Annotated in this window: 21 protein-coding genes and 3 tRNA genes; 15 read left to right on the plus strand and 9 right to left on the minus strand. The window is 73.1% G+C overall.

All coding sequences use genetic code 11. The annotated features are described in order from the left end of the window. The first annotated feature begins 141 nt into the window (after positions 1-141). Positions 142-798, plus strand: coding sequence for a DNA N-6-adenine-methyltransferase (locus tag A6V29_RS07205; protein ID WP_137159674.1), 657 nt, complete (start codon positions 142-144; stop codon positions 796-798). 224 nt (positions 799-1,022) lie between these two features. On the opposite strand, the gene A6V29_RS07210 is transcribed toward A6V29_RS07205, so the two are convergent. Next, positions 1,023-1,340 carry a hypothetical protein gene (locus A6V29_RS07210; protein ID WP_137159675.1) on the minus strand — a complete coding sequence of 106 codons (318 nt, stop codon included), beginning with the start codon at positions 1,338-1,340 and terminating at the stop codon, positions 1,023-1,025. Between the two features lie 177 nt (positions 1,341-1,517). Here A6V29_RS07210 and A6V29_RS07215 point away from each other — a divergent pair, with 177 nt between their 5' ends. Genes A6V29_RS07215 through A6V29_RS07235 form a run of 5 tightly spaced genes read left to right on the plus strand, consistent with a single transcriptional unit; the run spans position 1,518 to position 5,088 of the window. Then, positions 1,518-1,889 carry a hypothetical protein gene (locus tag A6V29_RS07215; RefSeq protein ID WP_137159676.1) on the plus strand — a complete coding sequence of 124 codons (372 nt, stop codon included), beginning with the start codon at positions 1,518-1,520 and terminating at the stop codon, positions 1,887-1,889. Then, positions 1,889-3,781 (plus strand): ThiF family adenylyltransferase, encoded by a 1,893-nt coding sequence (locus tag A6V29_RS07220; RefSeq protein WP_137159677.1) that lies wholly within the window; start codon positions 1,889-1,891, stop codon positions 3,779-3,781. The genes A6V29_RS07215 and A6V29_RS07220 overlap by 1 nt, the downstream gene beginning before the upstream one ends. Continuing rightward, positions 3,778-4,146, plus strand: coding sequence for a hypothetical protein (locus A6V29_RS07225; RefSeq protein ID WP_137159678.1), 369 nt, complete (start codon positions 3,778-3,780; stop codon positions 4,144-4,146). Before A6V29_RS07220 ends, A6V29_RS07225 begins: the two co-directional genes overlap by 4 nt. Continuing rightward, a complete protein-coding gene (locus A6V29_RS07230) occupies positions 4,143-4,511 on the plus strand; it encodes a hypothetical protein (protein WP_137159679.1) in 369 nt (122 codons plus the stop codon). Before A6V29_RS07225 ends, A6V29_RS07230 begins: the two co-directional genes overlap by 4 nt. A 28-nt stretch (positions 4,512-4,539) precedes the next feature. Further along, the gene (locus A6V29_RS07235; protein WP_137159680.1) at positions 4,540-5,088 is read left to right on the plus strand and encodes a hypothetical protein; all 549 of its coding nucleotides are present in this window, start codon (positions 4,540-4,542) and stop codon (positions 5,086-5,088) included. 66 nt (positions 5,089-5,154) lie between these two features. On the opposite strand, the gene A6V29_RS07240 is transcribed toward A6V29_RS07235, so the two are convergent. Both A6V29_RS07240 and A6V29_RS07245 read right to left on the minus strand, forming a co-directional pair. Next, positions 5,155-6,645, minus strand: a complete 1,491-nt coding sequence (locus tag A6V29_RS07240; protein ID WP_137159681.1) for a hypothetical protein — start codon at positions 6,643-6,645, stop codon at positions 5,155-5,157. Then, positions 6,642-7,589, minus strand: coding sequence for a site-specific integrase (locus A6V29_RS07245; protein WP_137159682.1), 948 nt, complete (start codon positions 7,587-7,589; stop codon positions 6,642-6,644). Before A6V29_RS07245 ends, A6V29_RS07240 begins: the two co-directional genes overlap by 4 nt. A gap of 597 nt (positions 7,590-8,186) precedes the next feature. On the opposite strand from A6V29_RS07245, the gene A6V29_RS07250 reads away from it, so the two are divergent. Genes A6V29_RS07250 through A6V29_RS07260 form a run of 3 tightly spaced genes read left to right on the plus strand, consistent with a single transcriptional unit; the run spans position 8,187 to position 11,871 of the window. After that, positions 8,187-9,032 (plus strand): hypothetical protein, encoded by an 846-nt coding sequence (locus A6V29_RS07250; RefSeq protein ID WP_137159683.1) that lies wholly within the window; start codon positions 8,187-8,189, stop codon positions 9,030-9,032. Continuing rightward, positions 9,029-10,201, plus strand: coding sequence for a helix-turn-helix domain-containing protein (locus tag A6V29_RS07255; RefSeq protein WP_137159684.1), 1,173 nt, complete (start codon positions 9,029-9,031; stop codon positions 10,199-10,201). The genes A6V29_RS07250 and A6V29_RS07255 overlap by 4 nt, the downstream gene beginning before the upstream one ends. Positions 10,202-10,245: 44 nt before the next feature. Beyond that, positions 10,246-11,871: a DUF6119 family protein gene (locus tag A6V29_RS07260; protein WP_170977736.1), complete on the plus strand. Its 1,626-nt coding sequence runs from the start codon at positions 10,246-10,248 to the stop codon at positions 11,869-11,871. A gap of 252 nt (positions 11,872-12,123) precedes the next feature. On the opposite strand, the gene A6V29_RS07265 is transcribed toward A6V29_RS07260, so the two are convergent. The 4 genes from A6V29_RS07265 to A6V29_RS07270 all read right to left on the minus strand — a co-directional run bounded on the left by A6V29_RS07265 (position 12,124) and on the right by A6V29_RS07270 (position 14,003). Further along, a complete protein-coding gene (locus tag A6V29_RS07265) occupies positions 12,124-12,642 on the minus strand; it encodes a hypothetical protein (protein WP_212719103.1) in 519 nt (172 codons plus the stop codon). Continuing rightward, on the minus strand, positions 12,555-12,761 hold the full coding sequence (locus tag A6V29_RS21210) for an HD domain-containing protein (protein ID WP_212719104.1): 207 nt from the start codon (positions 12,759-12,761) through the stop codon (positions 12,555-12,557). Before A6V29_RS21210 ends, A6V29_RS07265 begins: the two co-directional genes overlap by 88 nt. Before the next feature lie 54 nt (positions 12,762-12,815). After that, a complete protein-coding gene (locus tag A6V29_RS20695) occupies positions 12,816-12,989 on the minus strand; it encodes a hypothetical protein (protein WP_170977735.1) in 174 nt (57 codons plus the stop codon). Between the two features lie 132 nt (positions 12,990-13,121). After that, the gene (locus tag A6V29_RS07270; RefSeq protein WP_137159686.1) at positions 13,122-14,003 is read right to left on the minus strand and encodes a Rieske (2Fe-2S) protein; all 882 of its coding nucleotides are present in this window, start codon (positions 14,001-14,003) and stop codon (positions 13,122-13,124) included. Positions 14,004-14,186: 183 nt separating this feature from the next. Here A6V29_RS07270 and A6V29_RS07275 point away from each other — a divergent pair, with 183 nt between their 5' ends. The 6 genes from A6V29_RS07275 (at position 14,187) to A6V29_RS07300 (ending at position 17,015) form a co-directional block, all read left to right on the plus strand. Beyond that, positions 14,187-14,708: a GtrA family protein gene (locus tag A6V29_RS07275; protein ID WP_249933085.1), complete on the plus strand. Its 522-nt coding sequence runs from the start codon at positions 14,187-14,189 to the stop codon at positions 14,706-14,708. Positions 14,709-14,774: 66 nt separating this feature from the next. Continuing rightward, on the plus strand, positions 14,775-16,283 hold the full coding sequence (locus A6V29_RS07280; RefSeq protein WP_137159687.1) for a metallophosphoesterase: 1,509 nt from the start codon (positions 14,775-14,777) through the stop codon (positions 16,281-16,283). Between the two features lie 58 nt (positions 16,284-16,341). Beyond that, positions 16,342-16,677: a hypothetical protein gene (locus A6V29_RS07285; RefSeq protein ID WP_137159688.1), complete on the plus strand. Its 336-nt coding sequence runs from the start codon at positions 16,342-16,344 to the stop codon at positions 16,675-16,677. A gap of 78 nt (positions 16,678-16,755) precedes the next feature. After that, positions 16,756-16,828, plus strand: a tRNA-Glu gene (locus A6V29_RS07290). Positions 16,829-16,842: 14 nt separating this feature from the next. After that, positions 16,843-16,916: transfer RNA gene (locus tag A6V29_RS07295), tRNA-Asp, on the plus strand. 25 nt (positions 16,917-16,941) lie between these two features. After that, positions 16,942-17,015 (plus strand) — tRNA-Phe (locus tag A6V29_RS07300). A gap of 35 nt (positions 17,016-17,050) precedes the next feature. Here A6V29_RS07300 and A6V29_RS07305 read toward each other — a convergent pair. Continuing rightward, a complete protein-coding gene (locus A6V29_RS07305) occupies positions 17,051-18,106 on the minus strand; it encodes a glycosyltransferase family protein (protein ID WP_249933086.1) in 1,056 nt (351 codons plus the stop codon). 156 nt (positions 18,107-18,262) lie between these two features. Beyond that, positions 18,263-18,976 (minus strand): phosphodiesterase, encoded by a 714-nt coding sequence (locus A6V29_RS07310; RefSeq protein ID WP_137159689.1) that lies wholly within the window; start codon positions 18,974-18,976, stop codon positions 18,263-18,265. Positions 18,977-19,247: the final 271 nt, after the last annotated feature.

A 19,247-nucleotide genomic window follows, 5' to 3' on the forward strand; every position in this document is an offset into this window, starting at 1 on the left:
TCGGTAAGCCCCATTAGTCGTGTCAGGGACACGACGACCCGTCCCGGCCCGCGAACCGGTAGGCAGTCGCCACCATCGGGCCCGATCGGAGACTCGGCGTTTCGTAGCCACCGCGCGCGCTACGAAAGGCAGGCTGCCGACGTGCCGCGACGACGTACCTGCCTGGCCTGCAAGCGCCCCCTGGCTCACCCCGACACCGGCCGGCCCCGCACGTACTGCTCACTGAGCTGCCGACAACGGCTGTACCGCAAGCGCCGCAAGCAACAGCAGCGCGAGGAGGCGAGCCTGCTGGCTCAGCTGTGGGCCACCCCTGTCGCGCTACGCGCGCTGGTCTGGGCCGCGTTCCCGCACATCACCCTCGACGTCGCCGCCACCCGGGACACCGCGCTGACCGAGCTCTTCATCGGGCCCGACCAGACCGACCCTCGTCTTCGGGACGCCTTGAACCCGGAGGTGGACTGGGCCGAGCTGGCCGCCGGCGGAGCCTGCTGGATGAACTGCCCGTACCGGCGCGATCTGCTGCCGCGGTTCCTCGCCAAGGCGGTGGCCACCACCGCACACTGCGACGTGATCGGCCTGATTCCCTGCAAGCCGACCGAGCGCTGGTGGATTACGTGGGTCCGAGACGCCGGCGCTCGCTGGGAGGCCATCCCCGGCCGGGTGGCCTTCGACCATCCCGACGGGACACCCGGCCGGTCCGCTCCCATGGGTGTCGCGCTCGTGCACTGGCCGGCGCGGATCGGCGAGCTCCCTCCAGCTGGTGAGACGCGGCTGCTCGGCGTCGCGACCGACCGGTAGACGGCCGGCGCCGCCCTCACCGCGGCCGGGGACTCACTCGTTGTCGTGAACCGGCCGCCTGCCGCTCAAGGTCGACCGCGGCCCGGCCGATGCAGTCCGTGCGGTGATGAACCGCCGCCCCGCAAGGGGCCGCGCCCGCTCGGGCGCCGGGGCCCTGGGCCGTCCTTGAGACGGCCCAGGGCCCTTCTCCTTCGAGGCGCTCGCCGGGCGGCACCGGCCGACGGTCACCAGCCGTAGACGGCACGCAGGAGCGCGGCCATAACGGTCTCGCCCATGAAGCGCTCCCCGGCCAGGCACCGCGTCCACACCGTCTGCGAGACGCCGAACGCCCGGGCGGTGCGCCGACCGGCGCCGTGCTCCCGGACGTTCCGGTAGAGGACGACGAGCTCGTGCTGGATTCGGGCGACGTTCGCCGAGACCGCGTCGCCGCCGGCCGGCACCCGGCACGGTGCCTCGGCGACGAGACCGAAGCCGAGCGGGATGTAGTCGCGCGGGGTCAGCCGCCGGCGGCGGTCGAGGTGGTTGGCACCGGGTCGGTTCATGGCTGGCAGAGGTGCCGGCCCCCGGCTGACATGGCATTCGGCTAGTCACCCGGACGGGTTGGATGTTGCCCGGCGATGGCCGGGCAACATCAGTGATCTTGATGCGCCTCTCGCGCGCGCGGGCTGCGATCGGGTTCCGCCGCTGACCACAGCGGCCGACCTGAGAGGACCGGCGCAGTGACCGAGGAGAACCACAAGCCGCAGGCCCAGGGCCCCGGCAACCATGAGACGGCGGCAATGCCGGAGGGCGTCGGCACGCCCGAGTCCGCCGCGGCCAGTGGCGAGGACCACCACGAGAGCGCCGCGGCACCGCCGTCATCGAGCACGACCGAGGGCGAACCCATCGCACCCTCGGCGCCGCCGGCACCGGTCGCCCCGCAGCCTTCGGCCACCTCCCGCGAGCCCGGCCAGCGGCGCATCACCCGACACACCACCACCTCAACCACGCACACGGAGACGACAACCGACGAGACGGTGGTGGAAACGGTCGCGATCGCCCCGCCGGTGTACGCCGCACCCTCCGGCGAGCACCCGCGGCCAGTGGGCTGATGAGCGCCTCGACGACGGCCAGCACCACCGCGGCCTGGTGGCTGGCCTATCCGGACGTGTGGGCGGCGGAGCAGGCCGCGCTCGGCGCGGCCGACGCCACCTGGTCTCAGGAGGACACGCACGACCCCGTGGAGCCCGACGATGGACCTGGCGCTGTGCCACTGCTGGTGCTGAACGTCGACTGGCCGCACCCCGCGGCACAGCCCGGGGACCCGGCCACCCTTCGGCTGAGAGTCGACTTCCCGGCCGCGTACCCGTGGTTCGCCCCGCAGGTCGTGCTGCCCGAACCGCTGCCCGGGCTCTCCCGGCACCGCCACCCGGTCACCGGCCAGCTGTGTCTGCTGGCCGACCCCGAAGACTGGCAGGCCGGCAGTACCCTCGCCGGGCTGCTGACCGGTCAGCTGCCGCGGCTGCTGGCTGCCGGCCGCGACACCGGTGCCAGGCCGGCGACCCTGGCGCTGGAAGCCGGCGCCGAAGCGGCATGGACCCGGTCGCACCTGTCGCTGGGGGCGCTCCTGGTCGACACCAACTGCGTGCCGGCACCCGAGGTGCCCGGCGGCTGGGCGGACCTGATCACCGTGAGCAGGACGATCGCTCCGGTCTCCGCGCTGATCACGCTTCGAGGCCCGGAGCAGCAGGTGCTGTGGGAGAGCCAGGCCTTCACGCGGCACAACGCCCGCCGCATCAGCTGGGTCCGCCTGCCCGACACCCCCGCCGACGGCGTCGACGGAGCCGTGCTGTGGGCCCGGGCGACCGAGCAGCTGGCCGAGCTCGGCGGCGAGGACGAGCCGAACGCCGTCGCGGTGCTGGTGGACAGCGAGGGCCCTGGCCGGCGGCCGTGCGAGGAGTGGTTGCTGCTCACCCGCGGCGTGCCCAAGCCGCGCAGCCTGGAGGCGCTGCTTGAGCCTGCCGAACCGCCCACCCAGGACGTGTCCCCTGCTGAGGTCGGTGGTGGGCAGCTGTCCCTGTTCGACGGAGACGAGCCTGCGATGCCAGCCCACGAGGTGCCGGCGGGCACACCGCCGCGCTCGCCCCAGGTACGGGTGCGGCGCAGCTACGCCATCGACCGGGACGCTCTCACCGCCCGGCTGCCCGGTGACCCCGCCCGCCTCGCCCAGGCCACGGCGACAGTCGTCGGGGTCGGCGCCCTCGGCGGGCCCGTGGCCCTCGAGCTGGCCCGCGCCGGCGTCGGCGGACTACACCTCATCGACGGCGACCTGCACGACCCCGCCACCGGCGCCAGGCAACTGCTGACGATCCGCGACGCCGGCAGCCCCAAGGCACTCGCCGTCGCACTCTCCCTCATCGACGTGAACCCCCACCTCCAGCTCACGACGGGGCTCCGCCCCCTGGGCGCCGACGACGGCCGCGAGCTGCCCGGGCTGACGGCCAGCACCCTGGTGATCGACTGCACCGCCAACCCCGCCGCCAACCGCTACCTCGCCGCCCACCTGGGCGTCACCGGGACCCCGCTGCTGATCGCCTCGGCAACCGCCGGCGCCTGGGGAGGTGCCATCACGGCGCTGCCCGCCGCCGGCGGCGGCTGCTGGGAGTGCCTGCAGCTGCATCGCGGCGCCCGCACAGTGCCGTGGCCGCCCGCCCGCCCCGACGCCCAGCTCACCCCCGTCGGCTGCTCCCACCCGACCTACGAAGGCGCCTGGACCGACAGCCTCGGCCACGTCGCCCTGCAGACCGCCCGCACCGCCATAGCGCTGCTCACCGCACCCGCCGGCGCGACAGCGGCGGCGTCCGGGAACCCCTACGGGGACCTGCAGGTGGTCACCCTCTACCGGCGCGGCCGCCCGGTGCATCCCCGCTGGCAGACACGCCAACTGACAGTGCACCCGGCCTGTCCCCTCCATCAGGCTCGTCGCCGCCGGGGATCGCAGTGACCGACCGGGCGGCGGAGTTGTGTGACGTCCTGCAGCTCTGCCTGACCTTCGCCACCTCCGGGTCCCCGGTGCAGCAGGCAGCGGTCGTCCGTGACGGACGGGCCGCGCTCGACGAGCTCCGGCAGCTGCTCGCCTCCCGGCAGTGGCCGCGGGTCGTCCGCGGCGGCCTGCCGCCCGGCCCGTACTTCCTGCAACTCGACGACCGGGCACTCACCGGCCTGCTCGCTGACACGCAGGACGCGTACGGCGAGCTCCAGGAACGCCTGCACACCGCCGAGGCACGACTGCGCGACTGCCAGGACCGCTTGCAGTCCGCTCTGTCCGCTTCCTCCGACGACACCGACCGGCCCGAGGAGACCCCGTGACCGAGCCACCCCACGACCAGGCCGGACACGAACGGCCGGACGTCAACGACAACGAAGCGGGAGAGCCGCAGGTGGTCATCCGGCTCCGCATCCCCGGCCCGGTGCCACCGAAGGCAGCCCCGCCCGGTGCGACCACCATGCGAGTGGTGACCGAGGGCGCCGTCTACGAGTTCCACGCCGGATCGATGACGGCAGTACGGCTGCGCCGCGACGGCAGTCACCTCCGCCGGGACGGTGAACCCCTGGCCCTGCTCAGCTGGCCGGCACCGGTCGTCGGGCGCGGCATGGAGCTGCAGCTGCTTGTGCGGGAGGACGGCATCCCCACGACCAGGTTCACCAGCACCGTGAGGCGGGTCGAGCGTTGAGCAGGCACCCGACCTGCCCGCGGTCGCCGTGATCAACGAACCCGAGGCGCGCCCGCCCGCCGCGGAGCACCGCTGGCGCTGGCAGAGGCACACCGAAGGTGCGATCGAGTGGGTCGCACCTGCTCCGGGACAGCTGGGTGTCGACGGCGGCACGGTCACCGTGAGTCCGCCCAGCGCCCATCCGGGCCGCTGCCCGTCATGCGGACGGGACACAGGCTTCCGCGTCGCGTTCCTCGTGCTGCCCGTGTGCTCACCGTTCGGCCCGGTCGGTGAGGGCTGCTCACGCGCCCATGCGACCGAGACCATCGCAGCGAGGTGGTCGAGCTGGGCAGACGTCGTCGCCGCGCACACCGAAGCGGCCGCCAAGCTCCGCGATCAGCCGGAGGTGTCGGAGTGGGACGAGCGGACCGCTGCCTACCTCGAGCACCGCGGTCAGTACGCCGCCTTCCTGGCCAGCGCGCCCACTGACGCCGCACGCCGCCTCGCCCTTCGACTGTGGAGCGGTGACCCGCCCCGCCTCAGCGTCGCCGACACCGCCACGATCGTCGCCGGCATCCTGGCCGAACCACCCGGATAGGACGCGCAGTTCAGCGGCGGGACGCGGCACGGAACAGGGCTGATGCCTGTTCTGGACAGTTGCCGATCAGGCGGAGTGCAGCGACCTGCCCCGACTGCTCGCGGGCGTGGCCACGCCTACCTGTGCCGCCCGGTGAGCCACGACGGCGTTGGACAGCAACGCGAAGCACACCGCGTCGAGCAGCTGACGCCGCCACCCCAAGCTCATCGCCCTGTTCACCAGCAGCGACCGCTTGAACGCGCTGTTGAACGCCTCGGAGTCGTTGCGGATCCCGTAGAGCCGGGCGAAGTCCTCCTCGCCCTCGGCGATCAGCCGCACGTTCTCGGCGCGGCGGGCATCGGGGTCGCCGGGCTCACCGTGCGGGGTGATCCAGGCGTCGAAGTCCCCCCGGGCGCACGGCACCACGAAGGCGGCGGAGAAGTGGTAGTTGCCGTTGCCGCGGCGGGGACGCTTCACCTGCCGGCGGGTGAGCCGGTGTGCCACGACCGGATCGCCGGTGTCGCCAAGCGTGACCTCCACGATCGCGCCGTCGACGGCGGCGAGGGCGTGGGTGCACGCGCCGTCGTCGGTGTCGTGCTCCCAGCTGCCCAGCGGGTAGCTCTTGACGGCCTTGAGCCCTCCACGCTCGGCCTTCTCCGCGTCGCTGAGCGGTGCCGCGGCGACCTTGTTGACCACGACCAGCCCGTGCCGGGTCATCAGCTTCTCCAGGTGCACGCCGCGCAGCGCGCCGTCGTAGACCACGGCCTGCACGCCGGCGCCGGCGACGCGGTGCACATCACCGATGAGCAGGACCGCGGCCTCGGCCTCCCGACCGGGCCGCTCGGCCCGCCCTACCGCGAGCACGACCCGCTGAAAGGCGGCATCGCCGCGGGCGTAGACGACGACCAGGTTGGTGCCGTGCACCGGGCCGGTGTGCCCGTGCCACTCGGCACTGTCGGGGTCGTAGCGGCGGGTCGGTGTGTCCACCAACTCGCCGGTGCCCTTGTCGCGGTAGCGGCGCACGCGCTCCCCCGTCTCCGGGTCCTCGATCCACACCACGGGCGGCGGCTTGTACAGCGAGCGGACGACCGTGCCGTCGCCGTAGACCGTTCGGGAGCGGGCCGGATGGTTCAGCGAACCCGGGCCCTTCGGATCCAGCAGCCCCAACGAGCGGGCCTGCGCCACCGAGCCGGCGATGAACAGCCGGTGCATCTCGGCCAGCGCCACATCGGTGGTGAGGTGGGTGTTGCGGGCGTACTGCCAGGCGGCCCAGGTCGGCGCCCGGTCCCCCGGCGGCGCCCACAGCTCGTCGGGCAGTTCGTCCCGCATGGCGGCAGCCTCGGCCTGCATCAGCGGCCACAGGCCGCCGGTGCGCAGCTCGGCGTCCAGCTTCGCGCCCGAACGGGTCATCCGGGCCAACACGCCGAAGGCGATCAGCAGGTAGCCGGGGTACACGGGTCGGCGCCCCACCGGCGGATCCGCCGGAATGAGTGTGCCCAGCTCGTAGATCAGGCGGTGCCGCATGACCGCCCGCACCTGCTCCACGGTCGAGGGCACAGCGCTGCGCGGGCGGCTCATCGCGCCTCCCGCCAGGCCAGCGCGATGTCCTCCGCGGCGGAGTCCAGGCTGCGCGCCCCCAGCCGCAGGGCCACCTCCTCGACCGGCGCACCGGCATCGAACAGCTCACGGCCCGCCCAGTGGCGCAGCGACGCCGGGCGTACATCCGGCTCCGCGCTCAACCCGGCCAGGTCCAGCACGGTGCCGAGCGCATTGCAGACGCTCGCCTGCCCGACGTGCCCACCGGGCCTCGCCGCCCCGCGGTAGGCCAGAAGCGTGTCCGGGGTGGCACCGGCCGCATGCAGTGCGTCCAGGTGACGCACCAGCACTGCCCGGCCCCATGCGGTCAGCTCCCCGGTGCGCGGGTCGTGGCGGCGGGTACCGGGCAGCTGCACCGCCTCGGGTCGGCGTGGGTGGTCCAGGTCGCGGATCCGCAGCGCGCTGATCTCGCTGGACACAGCGGTGGTCTCCCCCAGCGCCCAGCAGACCGCCAGCCGCAGCGTCTTCGCTCCCACGCCCATCCGGCTCGACATGCGGCACAGCGCCGCCTCGTCAGCGGTCAGCGGCCGTGCGGCGAGCACGCCGCGGGGGGGCAGGACCAAGTCCAGCGTGGGATCCCCGTCGTACCAGCCGCGAGATCGCAGCGATCGGTACAGCATCCGCAGACAGGTGCGCCGGGCGTGCATCGTGGCCAGCTCCGGCGGCAGCCCGGCCCGCGTTGGGGCGTGCACGAACGCCGCGGCGTCCTCTGGCCGTTCCTGCCCGAACCGGTGGACACCGGTGCGTTCCAGTCGGCGCACGTACCGGCCGACCGTCTCGGTGGCACGCAGCATCGTCTGCTCGCTGATTACCCGCTCGTCGCGCCACTGCGCGATCACAGCGGCCATCGCGTCGGCCAGCGGTGGCCAGGCTTTCGCCGTGGCCGTCGCCGGCGGGGTGCTCTTGGCGGCTACCCGTCGCCCCACGTCTTCTCCCTTGGTCGGGTGTGTGACGGGGGCAAGGTGCGGGCGATCGGTGCGGTTGCATTCGCCCGAACGTTCGATGACGGGCGTTCTCCAGGTCGTCGGCGGGTGATTGCGCAGCAGCCCGGAACCGCGCACAGACCTCCACATCCGGTCTCGCGCCGGTGACCGCCGGCGTCACGCCCGGACCGCCCTCGGGGCGGGCACCTCGCAGCTCATCCCCATCACGGTGACCGCGGACAACTCCACAGCGAACGACAGGACCCAGCACACACGTGCGGGCGGGACCGCGACGTCGCGCGCCGATGGCACCGAAGGAGGCGATGAGCAGCCATCGGGCGCGGCGGGGACGGGCTCCGGCAGAAAGGAGGTGAACAAGGCCGCAGCCACCCCAGCGACACCGAGTACGCGCCAAGACGAAGGGCAGCGCAAGGCCGACGTCCCCGGCCGGTGGCACCAAGGAGGTGATCAGCAGCCACCGGACGACGTAGCGGCCACCAGCCGAACATCTTGACCGACACACCGTTCGCTCAACTCCTGCGTGAAACTGAAGTGCTAACGTGCATCCGCCGAGCAAAGGGCAAGCGATGAGGAGGGCCCGTGGGCTCCTACAAGGCAGGCGAGTGGGCACGGCGGCGCTTCGGCGCAGCGGCCACTGATCTGGGGCAGGCGATCGCCGCCGGCATGCAGGAGGCGCACCACCGGGCACTGCGGGCTCATCTCGGCGGCGAACTGAGGACCAACGACGCCTACGGCGCGGCCCTGATGGTCACCCAGCACGAGCAACTGATCGCCGCCACAGAGGGTCTGCCGGGGGTGGTCATCCGCAAGCCCACCGGGGTGGTCAGCCGGTTCCCCTACGTCGTGGTCGAGGACATGGCCGTGGTCTTGATGCCATGGCGGTTCAGCAACACACCCGCGAAGCGCCGGGTCGATGCCCGGATGCCCACGCCGGTGTCCGTCCTGCGCAAGTCCCTCCTCGGCCTGGGCGCCGGCGTGCCGGCGTCGACCCAACTGGTGCTCGAGCAGAGCACGCTGGACACCGACGAGCTCGAGGCACAGCTGGCGGAGGAGCAGGAGGTCTCCGCCCAGCTGGCGAGCTTCGGCCGGGTCGTCACCGTGGCATTCGGCAGCAACCCGACCGACGGCCTCTTCGAACTCGGCTGGGGCGACGCGGAGCTGATCAGCGAGGACACCGGTCACGTCTTCTGGCACGCCTGGGAGGCGATGCCGACCGCGGAACCCGGCACCGCCGGACTCGCGGTGCCGACTCCGACGAAGCTGCGGTCCCTCGACCCCGTCGAGGGCTCCCGCGTGGGCCGCTTCGACGCTGCGCCACTCAACGAGGACCTCGGTCTGACCGCTCGGCCCCGCACCGTCCCGGCCCCGCTGAGCGAGTCGCAGCCGGAGGTGGAGCAGGCCGGTGACGAGGACGGGCAGTCATGAAGCCACCCGAGCAGCTGCGCCTGGTCGATCCGCACCCGGCCGGGACAGAGTCCGCTCGTCTGCAGGCCGTCGCTGACGCCTTCGACCCGGCACGACTGACCCAGGCACGCCGGCTGGCCGGGCTGACCAAACGGGCCGTCGCCGATGCGCTCGGAGTGTCGCCGGCCGCCGTCGGGCAGTGGGAGACCGGAACCACTCCCCGGCTGGACCACCTCGCGCGGGTCGCCGACGTGCTAGGCGTGTCCCCGGGCTTCCTGGCGGCCGGCCGGCCCTACGCCCGCCTGGACGCGGCCGCGGCTCACTTCCGCAGTCTGCGGTCCACCCCCGCCGCGCAGCGCGCGAAGGCGATCGCCTTCACCGAGCAGGTGTGGGAGCTCACCCACGCACTGGAGAAGCGGGTCCAACTGCCCCCCGTGGACCTGCCGGGCTTCTCCGGCGGAGAGGTGGACGCCGGCGCGGTGCCGGCCGATCCCGCCGCCGCCGCCCGCCTCCTGCGCGATCACTGGGGGCTGGGTAGGGAACCGATACCGCACCTGGTGCGCACCATGGAAGCCCACGGGCTGATCGTGACCCTCGTGCCCTTCGCCGGCACGGAGACCGCGAAGGTCGACGCCTTCTCCACCTCCCAACTACCGCGGCCGGTCATCGTGCTCACACCCGACCGAGCCGACGACGTCTACCGCCACCGCTTCACCGCCGCGCACGAGCTGGGGCATCTGCTGCTGCACGCCGACACCACGCCCGGCGATCCGGTGCAGGAGAAGGAGGCCGACGCGTTCGCGGCCGAGCTGCTCACCCCCCGCGAGGCAGTGGTGCCGCGGCTGCCCACCCGGATGGACATGCACGCACTCGACGGACTCAGCCGGGAGTGGGGTGTGGCCGTGGACTCGCTGGTCTACCGCTGCCGCGAGGTCAACGTCATCTCCGACGCCGCCTACCGGCGGGCGTTCCAGCGACTCAACCAGCTCCGCCAGCTCGGCCTGTTCCGACGGGAGTCGGTCGACGGCTACCCAGGCGAGGTTCCAGTCCTGCTGCGCCGCGCTTTCCAGCTCGCCAAGGAGCACGGCCTCACCATGCGACAGCTGGCCGACGAACTTCACCTGCCCTTGCCCCGACTGCGGCTGCTACTCGGCGATGACGACCCGCGACCCGAACTCCGGCTCGTCTGAATCGCGCCGCTTCCTCCCACACCTTCTACGGACAGGCTGAAACCGTGGCCCCCAAGCAGTCCCCGGCAAATCGGACCACCCTGTACCGATTCGAGCACCTCGTCGCCCTGGAGGACGCCATCCGGGAGAAGTACCGGGAGCAGGACGATTTCACGGCCACCCCGACGAAGGTTGGGGAGCGGGAGGCCCTCCTGTTCAGCGGCACGATGAAGACGAAGAGCGACAAGGTGCAGTGGGCGAAGCCCCTTCAGGAACTGACCGGCGAAGAGCTCGCGCTGACCAACAAGACGGCCGCGGCGGTCCTGCTCATCCGGCGAGGTGAGGATGGGGCCTGGGCGCTGACCTACGGGATGGGCTTCCAGCTCCTGGACCACGACAAGATCGACGGCGCCTTCGGCCAGCGTTTCGCCCTGCGGACGGCCGATCAGGCAGCGCTCAACTCCATCACCCGCAGCACCCTGGACTACCGCGGACGGACCGACCGCCTCACCAGCCCGGGCGGCGATCACATCCGCGGGTTCGGCGTCGGGGACATCGGCGAGCTGGTTTCCAGGATCGTGGGGCGAGCTGCCATTCCGGAGCTGACCGGCGGCGAGAAGCCCGTGACCATCCGTGGTGCGGACGCACTCAACATCCCGCTGGGGCGAAAGCCCGATCATCTGCTGGGCGACCTCGACTTGCTCGAGACCATCCTGGACAAGCCGGCCAGTCCTGGCCTGGAGTCACTGGAACAGCTCGTCGCGATCAAGCACCCGGAGAGCCTGATCGAGGAACTGAACGGCCACCTGAACGCCGCGCTGGCCGGTGCTGCATCCGACGCCTTGCTGACGACCGCCTGGCCGCACGAGCGCATCAACGACAACGGGATGCCCGACTCCTTCAAGATCAAGGGGAGGGGCGGCAAGAGCGGCGACGGCGTCCCGACGATCGATGACTTCCGCGTTGTCCTGGAAGACGAGCCCGCCGCGACGAAGCTGGACCGCCTCCGCCGGCTCAAGGTGCAGCTGTACCGGGACGCGGGTGCTACCGAACCGATGAGCCAGGAGATCCCGGCGGACCGGTGGCTGGCGTTCGAGGTCCACGAGAACCACCGCCGGTTCGTCTTCCACGACGGGCGCTGGTTCCAGATGGACCAGCAGTACGCCGAGAGGCTGCACGAGCGGGTGCGGCGGATCTTCGACCGCACACCTCCCGTGCAGCTGCCGACCTGGCCGGAAGGGATGGACGAGGCCGCCTACAACAAGTACGTCGCGGAGGAACTCGGCGGCCGTCTCATGGACAAGGAGATGATCCGGACGCCGATGCACCCGCGCGGCATCGAGGTCTGCGATGTGCTGCTGCCGCATCAGGTGCTGCTCCACGTCAAGGACGCCGAGAAGTCATCCCTCGCCAGTCATCTCCTGGCTCAGGCTCTTGTGTCCACCGACGCACTGCTCAACTACGAAGAGGTGCGACGGGAGTTCGTGGATCGCGTCGTTGACAGGGGCGGATCTCCGGCAGAAGTCCCCACCCGAGGCGGCGCCGTGGTGCTCGGCATGGCAAGGAAAGGGAAGCTGTTCGACAGCGACAGCTTGTTCACCTTCACTCAGGTCACGATGGTCAGGCTCGTCGAGCTCCTGGAGCGCCAGGGAGTGGATGTGTTCATCGCCCCGATCTTCCGGGACGCGTAGGCGGCTCGGCTGGCCGTTCCTGAAGCGGCGTGCGCGCATTCCACCAAGCACAGCTCAGCGTCCCCGGACGTGGTGAGTGGACCGTTCGCCGACGCCTCGAAAGGGCAGGTAGAAAGGGTTTTCTGCATCCACCAGAGGCCCCGTGGGTGCAGAGGATTCCCAGACCACTCACCCAGAACCGCGAGCTCTGTGGCCGTCTGCGGCCCGGTGCGAGGCTACCGCCCCCTCGACCGCCTCCCCGGCGCCGATCGGCTACTCGGGCCAGGCGGAGTTCCGGATCACCTCGACGAAGTCGCCGCGGACGAAGCCGGGCACGAAGTGGGCGAGCACGTCGGCCTTCACGTTGCCGAACGTCGTCTCCGGGCGGTCCCGGATGCCTTCGGTGAACGCGGCGAGGATCCGGTTCTTGAAGTCCGGCCGCGGGTGGGCGGCGACGACGGCGGCGCGCTGTTCCTCGGAGACCGCGTCGTAGCCGATGCCGAGCACGTCGAGCTCCACCCCCCGCGTGACGAGCGCGATCTCGCCTGGCATGTGCAGCGGGATCTCCGGCGTGGTGTGCAGCGCGATCGCCGTCCAGACCCGATCGGCGGCCTCGCCGGTGACGCCGTGGGCGTGCAGGAACCGCCGCGCCTCGTCGGCGCCGTCGATCTCGAAGCGCTGGTCGGTGCGCCGGTACCGCTCGGTCAGGCCGGGTCGTGGAACATCGCGCCCACGTAGAGCAGCTCCGGGTCGAACTGCACCCCCTGCTCCTGCCCCCGCAGCGCTCCCCACACGAACACCCGCCGCGAGTGGTCGAACAGCAGCGGCGAGGCCGCCTCGCGCACCAGGTCGGTCGCCTCCCGGGCCAGTGCGCTGTCCGGGATCTGCACGCCCGCGATCGATTCAGCCATGTCCTGCTCCACTCCCTCGTCCGGTCCGACCCCCAGGGTGGTCACCGGGAGCTCTCACAGCACGTCGAACGCCAGCAGCAGGACGATCGTGAGCAGTGCGGAGACGGCCAGCGAGCCGAGGCAGCCCAGCCGGCTGGAGAAGAAGACGAACACCTCGACCGGGTGCCCCGCCGCCGATCGCGGCAACCGCATCCGGTCGCGCTGCGTGATCCGGACCGTACGGACCACCCGTTCAGGGGATGCCGGAGCAGGCGGTCGGTTACGTACCGTTATCGCCGTCCGCCCCTGCCTCGTGCCCGGGCGGCCCCGTGCCCCGGCCCGGCTGACCCGTTCCCCCCGGGCCGGCCGGGCCGGCTTCTCTCACCGGTGCCGGCTCGGCACCCGCGCCATCACCCGCCCGGCCTGCATGCGCACCTCGAGCTTCTCCTGCGGGTTGGCCGCAGGCCCGCGCCGCGGTTCCCCGCTGTCGAGGTCGAACGCCGAGCCGTGCCACGGGCAGACCAGGCAGGTCGAACCCCGCACCTCCTCCACGGTCCCCTCCGCCAGCGGGCCGGACAGGTGCGAGCAGGCCCCGACGAAGACGTCGACCCGGGTGCCGCGCCGGACGACGGCCAGCGGGACGTCGGCGGCACCACCCGTACCGGTGCGCCGCGCCGGCCGCCCCTCGGCGAAGTCGTCGAGCGGGCCGAGGTCCAGCCAGTCGTCGGGCAGCGCGCGGATCGCCGTCGCCGCGTGCGAGGCGCCCGACGACTGGGCGTACGACATGTGCCCGCCCACCGCCGCCGAGCCACCGGCGATCGCCAGACCGGTGTAGGACAGCACGCGCCCCAGCCCGCCGCGGTCGCGGCGGCGGGCGGCCAGCGAGCCGACGTAGAGCCCGAGCGCGACGGTGTTGGCGACGGCGTGCAGCGCGCCCAGCCGCCGGACCCCGGCCCCCTGCTCCGACCAGTCGGCGGCCCCCGTGGCGGCGGCCGGCACGGCGGCGGCCACGCCCAGGCCGATCAGCGCGGTGGCTGCGGGGCGCATCCGCGGAACGGCGTCCAGCACGCCCGCCGACACCCAGCTGCCGACCGGGACCTGCACCACGACCGGGTGCAGTGCGTGGCCCAGCCACGTGCCGTGCAGGAGGTCCTTGACCGCCGGCGGCCTGAGCGCGCCGAGCACGGCGCGGCGGGCCGGTTCGATCGCCTTGTCGAACGCCGCCACGTCCGCCACCCGATCCAGGAAACCCATGAGGCTCATGAGCGGCCCCCTACCCCCGGGTCGCCGCGACGACTCGCGCCGTCACGGCGCGGTCACGTCCGGGTGGTCCCGGTGGAACCGATTCCCCTTTCGTCAGCCGGAACCGGCATGCTGACCTGTGCCGACGGGTTCCACGAGGAGGAGCCCGGACCGACCCGGCCCGATGCCGCCCGAAGGAGCCCCGTGACCCGCCCCTCCCTGCTGCGCCGCCGCCCCTCGGCGAGCGACGCAGCAGGCGACCCGGTGGAGACCTCCGCGGCTCCCGTCTCCCGGAGCGAACGGTTCGCCGCCCGGCTCCGGCAGGACGACGTCCTCGCCCAGTTCGTCAGGTTCGTCCTGGTCGGTGGTTCGACGACGATCGTCTACGCGCTGCTGTTCATCCCCCTGGAGAGCAACGGCTACCTGACCGCCCACCTCGTCGCCACGGCCGCCTCCACCGTGCTGGCCAACGAGCTGCACCGCCGGCTCACCTTCCACGCCGAGGACCGCGTGGGCTGGTTCACCGCGCAGTGGGAGGCGGGCGGGGTCACGGTCATCGGCCTGCTGGCCACCAGCGCCACGCTCGGCTGGCTCGAGACGACCGCCGCCGGTGCGCACGTGGCGCTGCAGATCACCGCCGTCGTCGTCGTGACGGCCACCGTGGGCCTGCTCCGCTTCCTGGCACTGCGCTGGATCTTCCGCGGCCCGGCCCCTCGCCGCGCCTGAGCCCGGCGCGCGGCGGGCCGCGCGTTCGACCCGCCGCGACCCCGCTTCGTCGCTAGCGTGGTCGAGGTGAGCGGGGCGAGCGTCCAGGAGAGCGAGCCGGACGTCGAGGCGACGTCGCCGTGGCGCCGGCGCGGCCGGGTCGCCGGGCTCTGGCTCGCGCGCATCGGGCTGGCGCTGGTCGGCGCGCTCGTCGCGGTGCTGCTCTTCGCCCGGATCTCCGCCCCCATCGGGCCGTTCGACGCCTCGCTCGCCATCCGGCCCGGATCCGGCGGCGCCGAGGTCGCCGTCCCGCCGCTGGGCTCGCTCGCCGTCGACGTCTTCGACGGTCCGCTGCGCCTGGACGTCCAGCTGCAGCGCGTCGACCAGGTCCGCGCCCAGGAGCTGGCGAACGACCCCGTGCGCCTGGCCGGGGTGGTCGACCGCGTGACCGAGGACCTGCAGGGCGCCGTCGTGAAGCTGGTCGTGATCACCGTGCTGGTGGCGCTCGCCGGCGCGGCCCTGGTCTCGTGGCTGGTGATCCGCCGGCGCCGGGAGCCGCTCATCGCGGCCGGGCTGACCGGCATCCTGCTGCTCGGCATCGGCGGAGTCGGCGCCGCCACCTGGCGCCCGGAGGCCATGGCGACCCCTACCTACACGGGCCTGCTGGTGAACGCGAACAGCCTCATCGGCAACGCGCAGGACATCGCGGCCCGCTTCGACGCCTACCGCGCGTCGCTGGAGGATCTCGTCGCGAACGTCGGCTCGCTGTACAGCACGCTCTCGGCCTTGCCCGCGCCCGGCATCGCGGACCGGACCGTCACCCTGCTGCACGTCTCCGACATCCACCTCAACCCCGCGGGCTTCGACCTGGTCCAGCAGGTGGTGAGCCAGTTCCAGGTCGACGGCGTGCTGGACACCGGCGACATCACCGACTGGGGCAGCTCCCCGGAGAACACGCTGATCTCCTCCGTCGGCACCCTCGACGTGCCCTATGTGTTCATCCGCGGCAACCACGACTCGGCCGCCACCGCCGAGCGGATCGCCGCCCAGCCCAACACGACGGTGCTGGACGACTCGGCCACCGAGATCGGCGGCCTCACCATCGTCGGCGCGCGCGATCCGCGGTTCACCCCGGACAAGTCGACAGGGGACGACGACGCGGGCCCCGAGGTGCTCGTCGCGTCGGGCGAGCGGCTGGCGGAGTTCGTGGAGACGCTGGACGTGCTCCCCGACGTGGCGCTCGTCCACGACCCGAAGCAGGCACCGCCGCTGGACGGCGAGGTACCGCTGATCCTGGCCGGGCACACGCACAACCGGGCCGTCTCCGAGCTCGACGGCGGCACGCTGCTCATGGTCCAGGGCTCCACCGGCGGTGCGGGCCTGCGCGCGCTGCAGGGCGAGTACCCCGAGCCGCTGACCTGCACCGTCCTCTACTTCGACGCCGAGACCGGAGACCTCCGGGCCTACGACGAGATCACCCTGGGCGGCCTCGGGGAGGCCGAGGTGATGATCGAGCGGATCGTCGTGCCGCCCGACGCGGACGAGGACGAGGACGGCGGCGAGCAGGACGGGGACGAGGACGACGGGGGCTCGTGAGGCCCGGCCGACCGGGCGCCTCGCTGCTCCGGCGAGCGTGCGGCCCTACCCTCGGGCCATGTCCGTGACGACGACGTCCCGCGCCCGGCTGGCCGGCGGCCTGCTCGCTGGCGGGCTGGCGCTCGGCTCGCTGGCCGGGTGCACCGTGACCTCCGAGAACGTCTCCTGCTCCACGAGCTCGTGCACGGTGACGCTGCGCGGCGACGGCGCGGAGGCCGACATCCTGGGCACCACCCTCTCCTTCGGGGGCGTCGAGGGCGGGCGGGCGTCGCTGAGCGTCGGGTCGGCGAACGTCTCGTGCAGCGAGGGGGAGAGCGTGGCGGCCGGTCCGCTGCGGCTGGAGTGCTCCTCGGTCGGCGAGGACTCCGTGGAGCTGACCGCGTCCCTGGGCTGAGCGGTACGGTCGGTAGCGCCCCTCCGCGGAGGGGTCCGCGAACGCCATGTATTGTTTCGTCTGCCCCCGGCAGAACGAGCCCTCATCGTCTAGTGGTCCAGGACGCCGCCCTTTCAAGGCGGTAGCACGGGTTCGAACCCCGTTGGGGGCACATCACCACAGCAAGGCCCTGTAGCGCAGTTGGTTAGCGCGCCGCCCTGTCACGGCGGAGGTCGCGGGTTCGAGTCCCGTCAGGGTCGCCGCCCGGTGTTCGCGCACCGGGAGGGGCAGGTAGCTCAGTCGGTACGAGCGCTCGCCTGAAAAGCGAGAGGTCGGCGGTTCGACCCCGCCCCTGCCCACACACTCCACCCGGCCCCCGGCCGGGGCACCCCCGCTAGGCGCCCGCTCCGGGCTCGCCGGCCGTCGGCAGCACCAGAGCCGCGAGCTGGTCGTAGACCTCGGCGTGCACCCGCCGGACCGCCTCCCGCTGCTCCTCCCGCCACGCCCGGTCTGCCGGGCGCAGGATCGGCCGGGTGAGGGCGGCCGACACGGCCGCGGTGAGCGACACCGGGTCGAACCCGTGGACCTCGTCGTTGGCGTAGGTGACGACCTCCGACCACTGGTCGGCGAAGAACCCGCAGCTCGGTGCCACCACGCGGGTGCCGACGTCGCGGCAGACCTCCAGGTCGCGGGAGTGCGTACCGCACCGCTCCGGCAGCACCGCGGCGTGCAGCTGCTGCAGCTGTCCGGCCAGCTCGTGCGGCTCGTGGTGCACCAGCTCCAGCTCGCCCCGATCGGCCATCTCGCGGACACCCGGGTGCACCTCCCCACCGGCCGCGGCGAGCACGCGCAGCCGGCCGCCGCCGGAGACGGCCCCGGAGGCCGCGGCCCGCGCCACCGCCACCGGGTCGGGCACCGCGGCCGTGGCCGCCCCCAGCCGCACGCCCACCAGTCCCCGCTCGGCCCCGAGCTGCGGATCGGGCACGGCGAGCGACGGATGGGCCAGCACGATCGCGGTCCGGCCGTACCTGTCGGCGATCTCGTCGGCCGCCGACGGCGTCAGCGTGATCACCACCTCCGCCGTCGCCAGCACCGTGCGGAGCTCGTCGTCGTGCCCGCGCCGGGAGCTCTGCAACGGGTTCCGGAGCTGGTGCACGGTGACCACCAGCGGCACCCCGAGACGCCGCACCACCTCGGTCCAGCCCTCCAGGTCGTGGCCTTCCAGGAGTCCCTGACCGGAGTGCAGGTGCAGGACGTCGATCTCGCCGGCGTGCGCGGTCAGGTGGTCCTCGTCCAGCCACGGGCTCGGCCCCTCGGACGGCCCGACGCGGACCACGTCGGCGGGGAGGACGGCGTCGACGTACGGGTCGCCGAACGGCACGCTCGCCACGCGGATCCGGCCGGGCGCGGCGGCGGACTGCTCGCCCGGACGGGCATCGGGGTCGATCACTGACTTCTGTCTGCTCCTCGGGCGGGCGAGCACCGGGCGGCTCGACCTGGATCGTCCCCGGCCACGGATGGCACGGGGACGGCCCCAGCACCTACCCCGACGGCCGCTCGCAAACCCGCCGGCGACTCCAACGGGTGACCACGGGCATCCGGGGCGTCAACCGGCGGACGTCGCCGAGCCCGCCTGGACCTCGCTGCGCGCCTGCCGCGCCGCCGCGTAGGCCGGGGCCCGGAACCGGGCCAGGGGCCCGTCCGGCGCGAGGCCGGGCGGCGGATGGCACACCGCGTCGAAGCGCACGTCCGGATCGAGCGGCTCCGCGGGACGGCCGACGGTGAGCCGCCCGAACGTCCGCCACTCCCCCAGCCCCCGGGCTGCGGCCAGGTCGAACACCACGGGGCGCTCCCCGGCGGCCCGCACCAGCGGCCCGGCCTCGGAGGGGACGTCGTCGGCCACCGGCAGGGCGGCCAGCCGCAGCGGCCCGGCCGCCGTGCGGTACGCCATGATCGAGGAGTGGACGGTCGCCGCGTCGACGCGCGGTACCGGCACCAGCCGGGTGAGGGCACCGCGCCCGGTGGAGGAGAGCAGCAGGTCCACCGGCGCCGCCGAGCCCGCGCCGAGCCGGACGGCGATGCCCAGTACGTCGGGCAGCGGCGCCGGCAGCCCGGCGCCGCGCGAGAAGCGGACGACGACCTCCTCGCGGCCGGACGCATCGAGGAAGGGCACCCCCCACGCGGGGCCGCCGCCGAAGCGCTCCAGCACGCCGCGGAACACCGCACCCCGCGGGTGCATGGGCTTGCCCCGGCGCCACCGGGCCAGCGCCCCGAGCGGCACCGCCGCCATCCGGCCGGCCGTGCGCGGCAGGTCCACCACGTCGATCTCCTCTCGCCGGGACGCTCCCTACCCCGCTCCACCCCGACCACGCGACACCTCCGGCGCGGTCCGCGGCGGGGGCTGGCCGGACGCGGCACGGGCGGCTAGCGTGGGCCGACGGCGGCCCGGACCGTTGTGCACTGCTGCGCCCGGATTCGCGGAAACGCCGAGGTCGAGCGGCGAACTGTGCGGAACCCGACGGCGATCTTCGGCGGAATCTGCCCGATGCGTCGCGATGACACGGAACGGTCCGCACAACTACGTTCGATCC

Source organism: Blastococcus sp. CCUG 61487 (genome assembly GCF_005222955.1).
Taxonomy (GTDB): Bacteria; Actinomycetota; Actinomycetes; order Mycobacteriales; family Geodermatophilaceae; genus Blastococcus.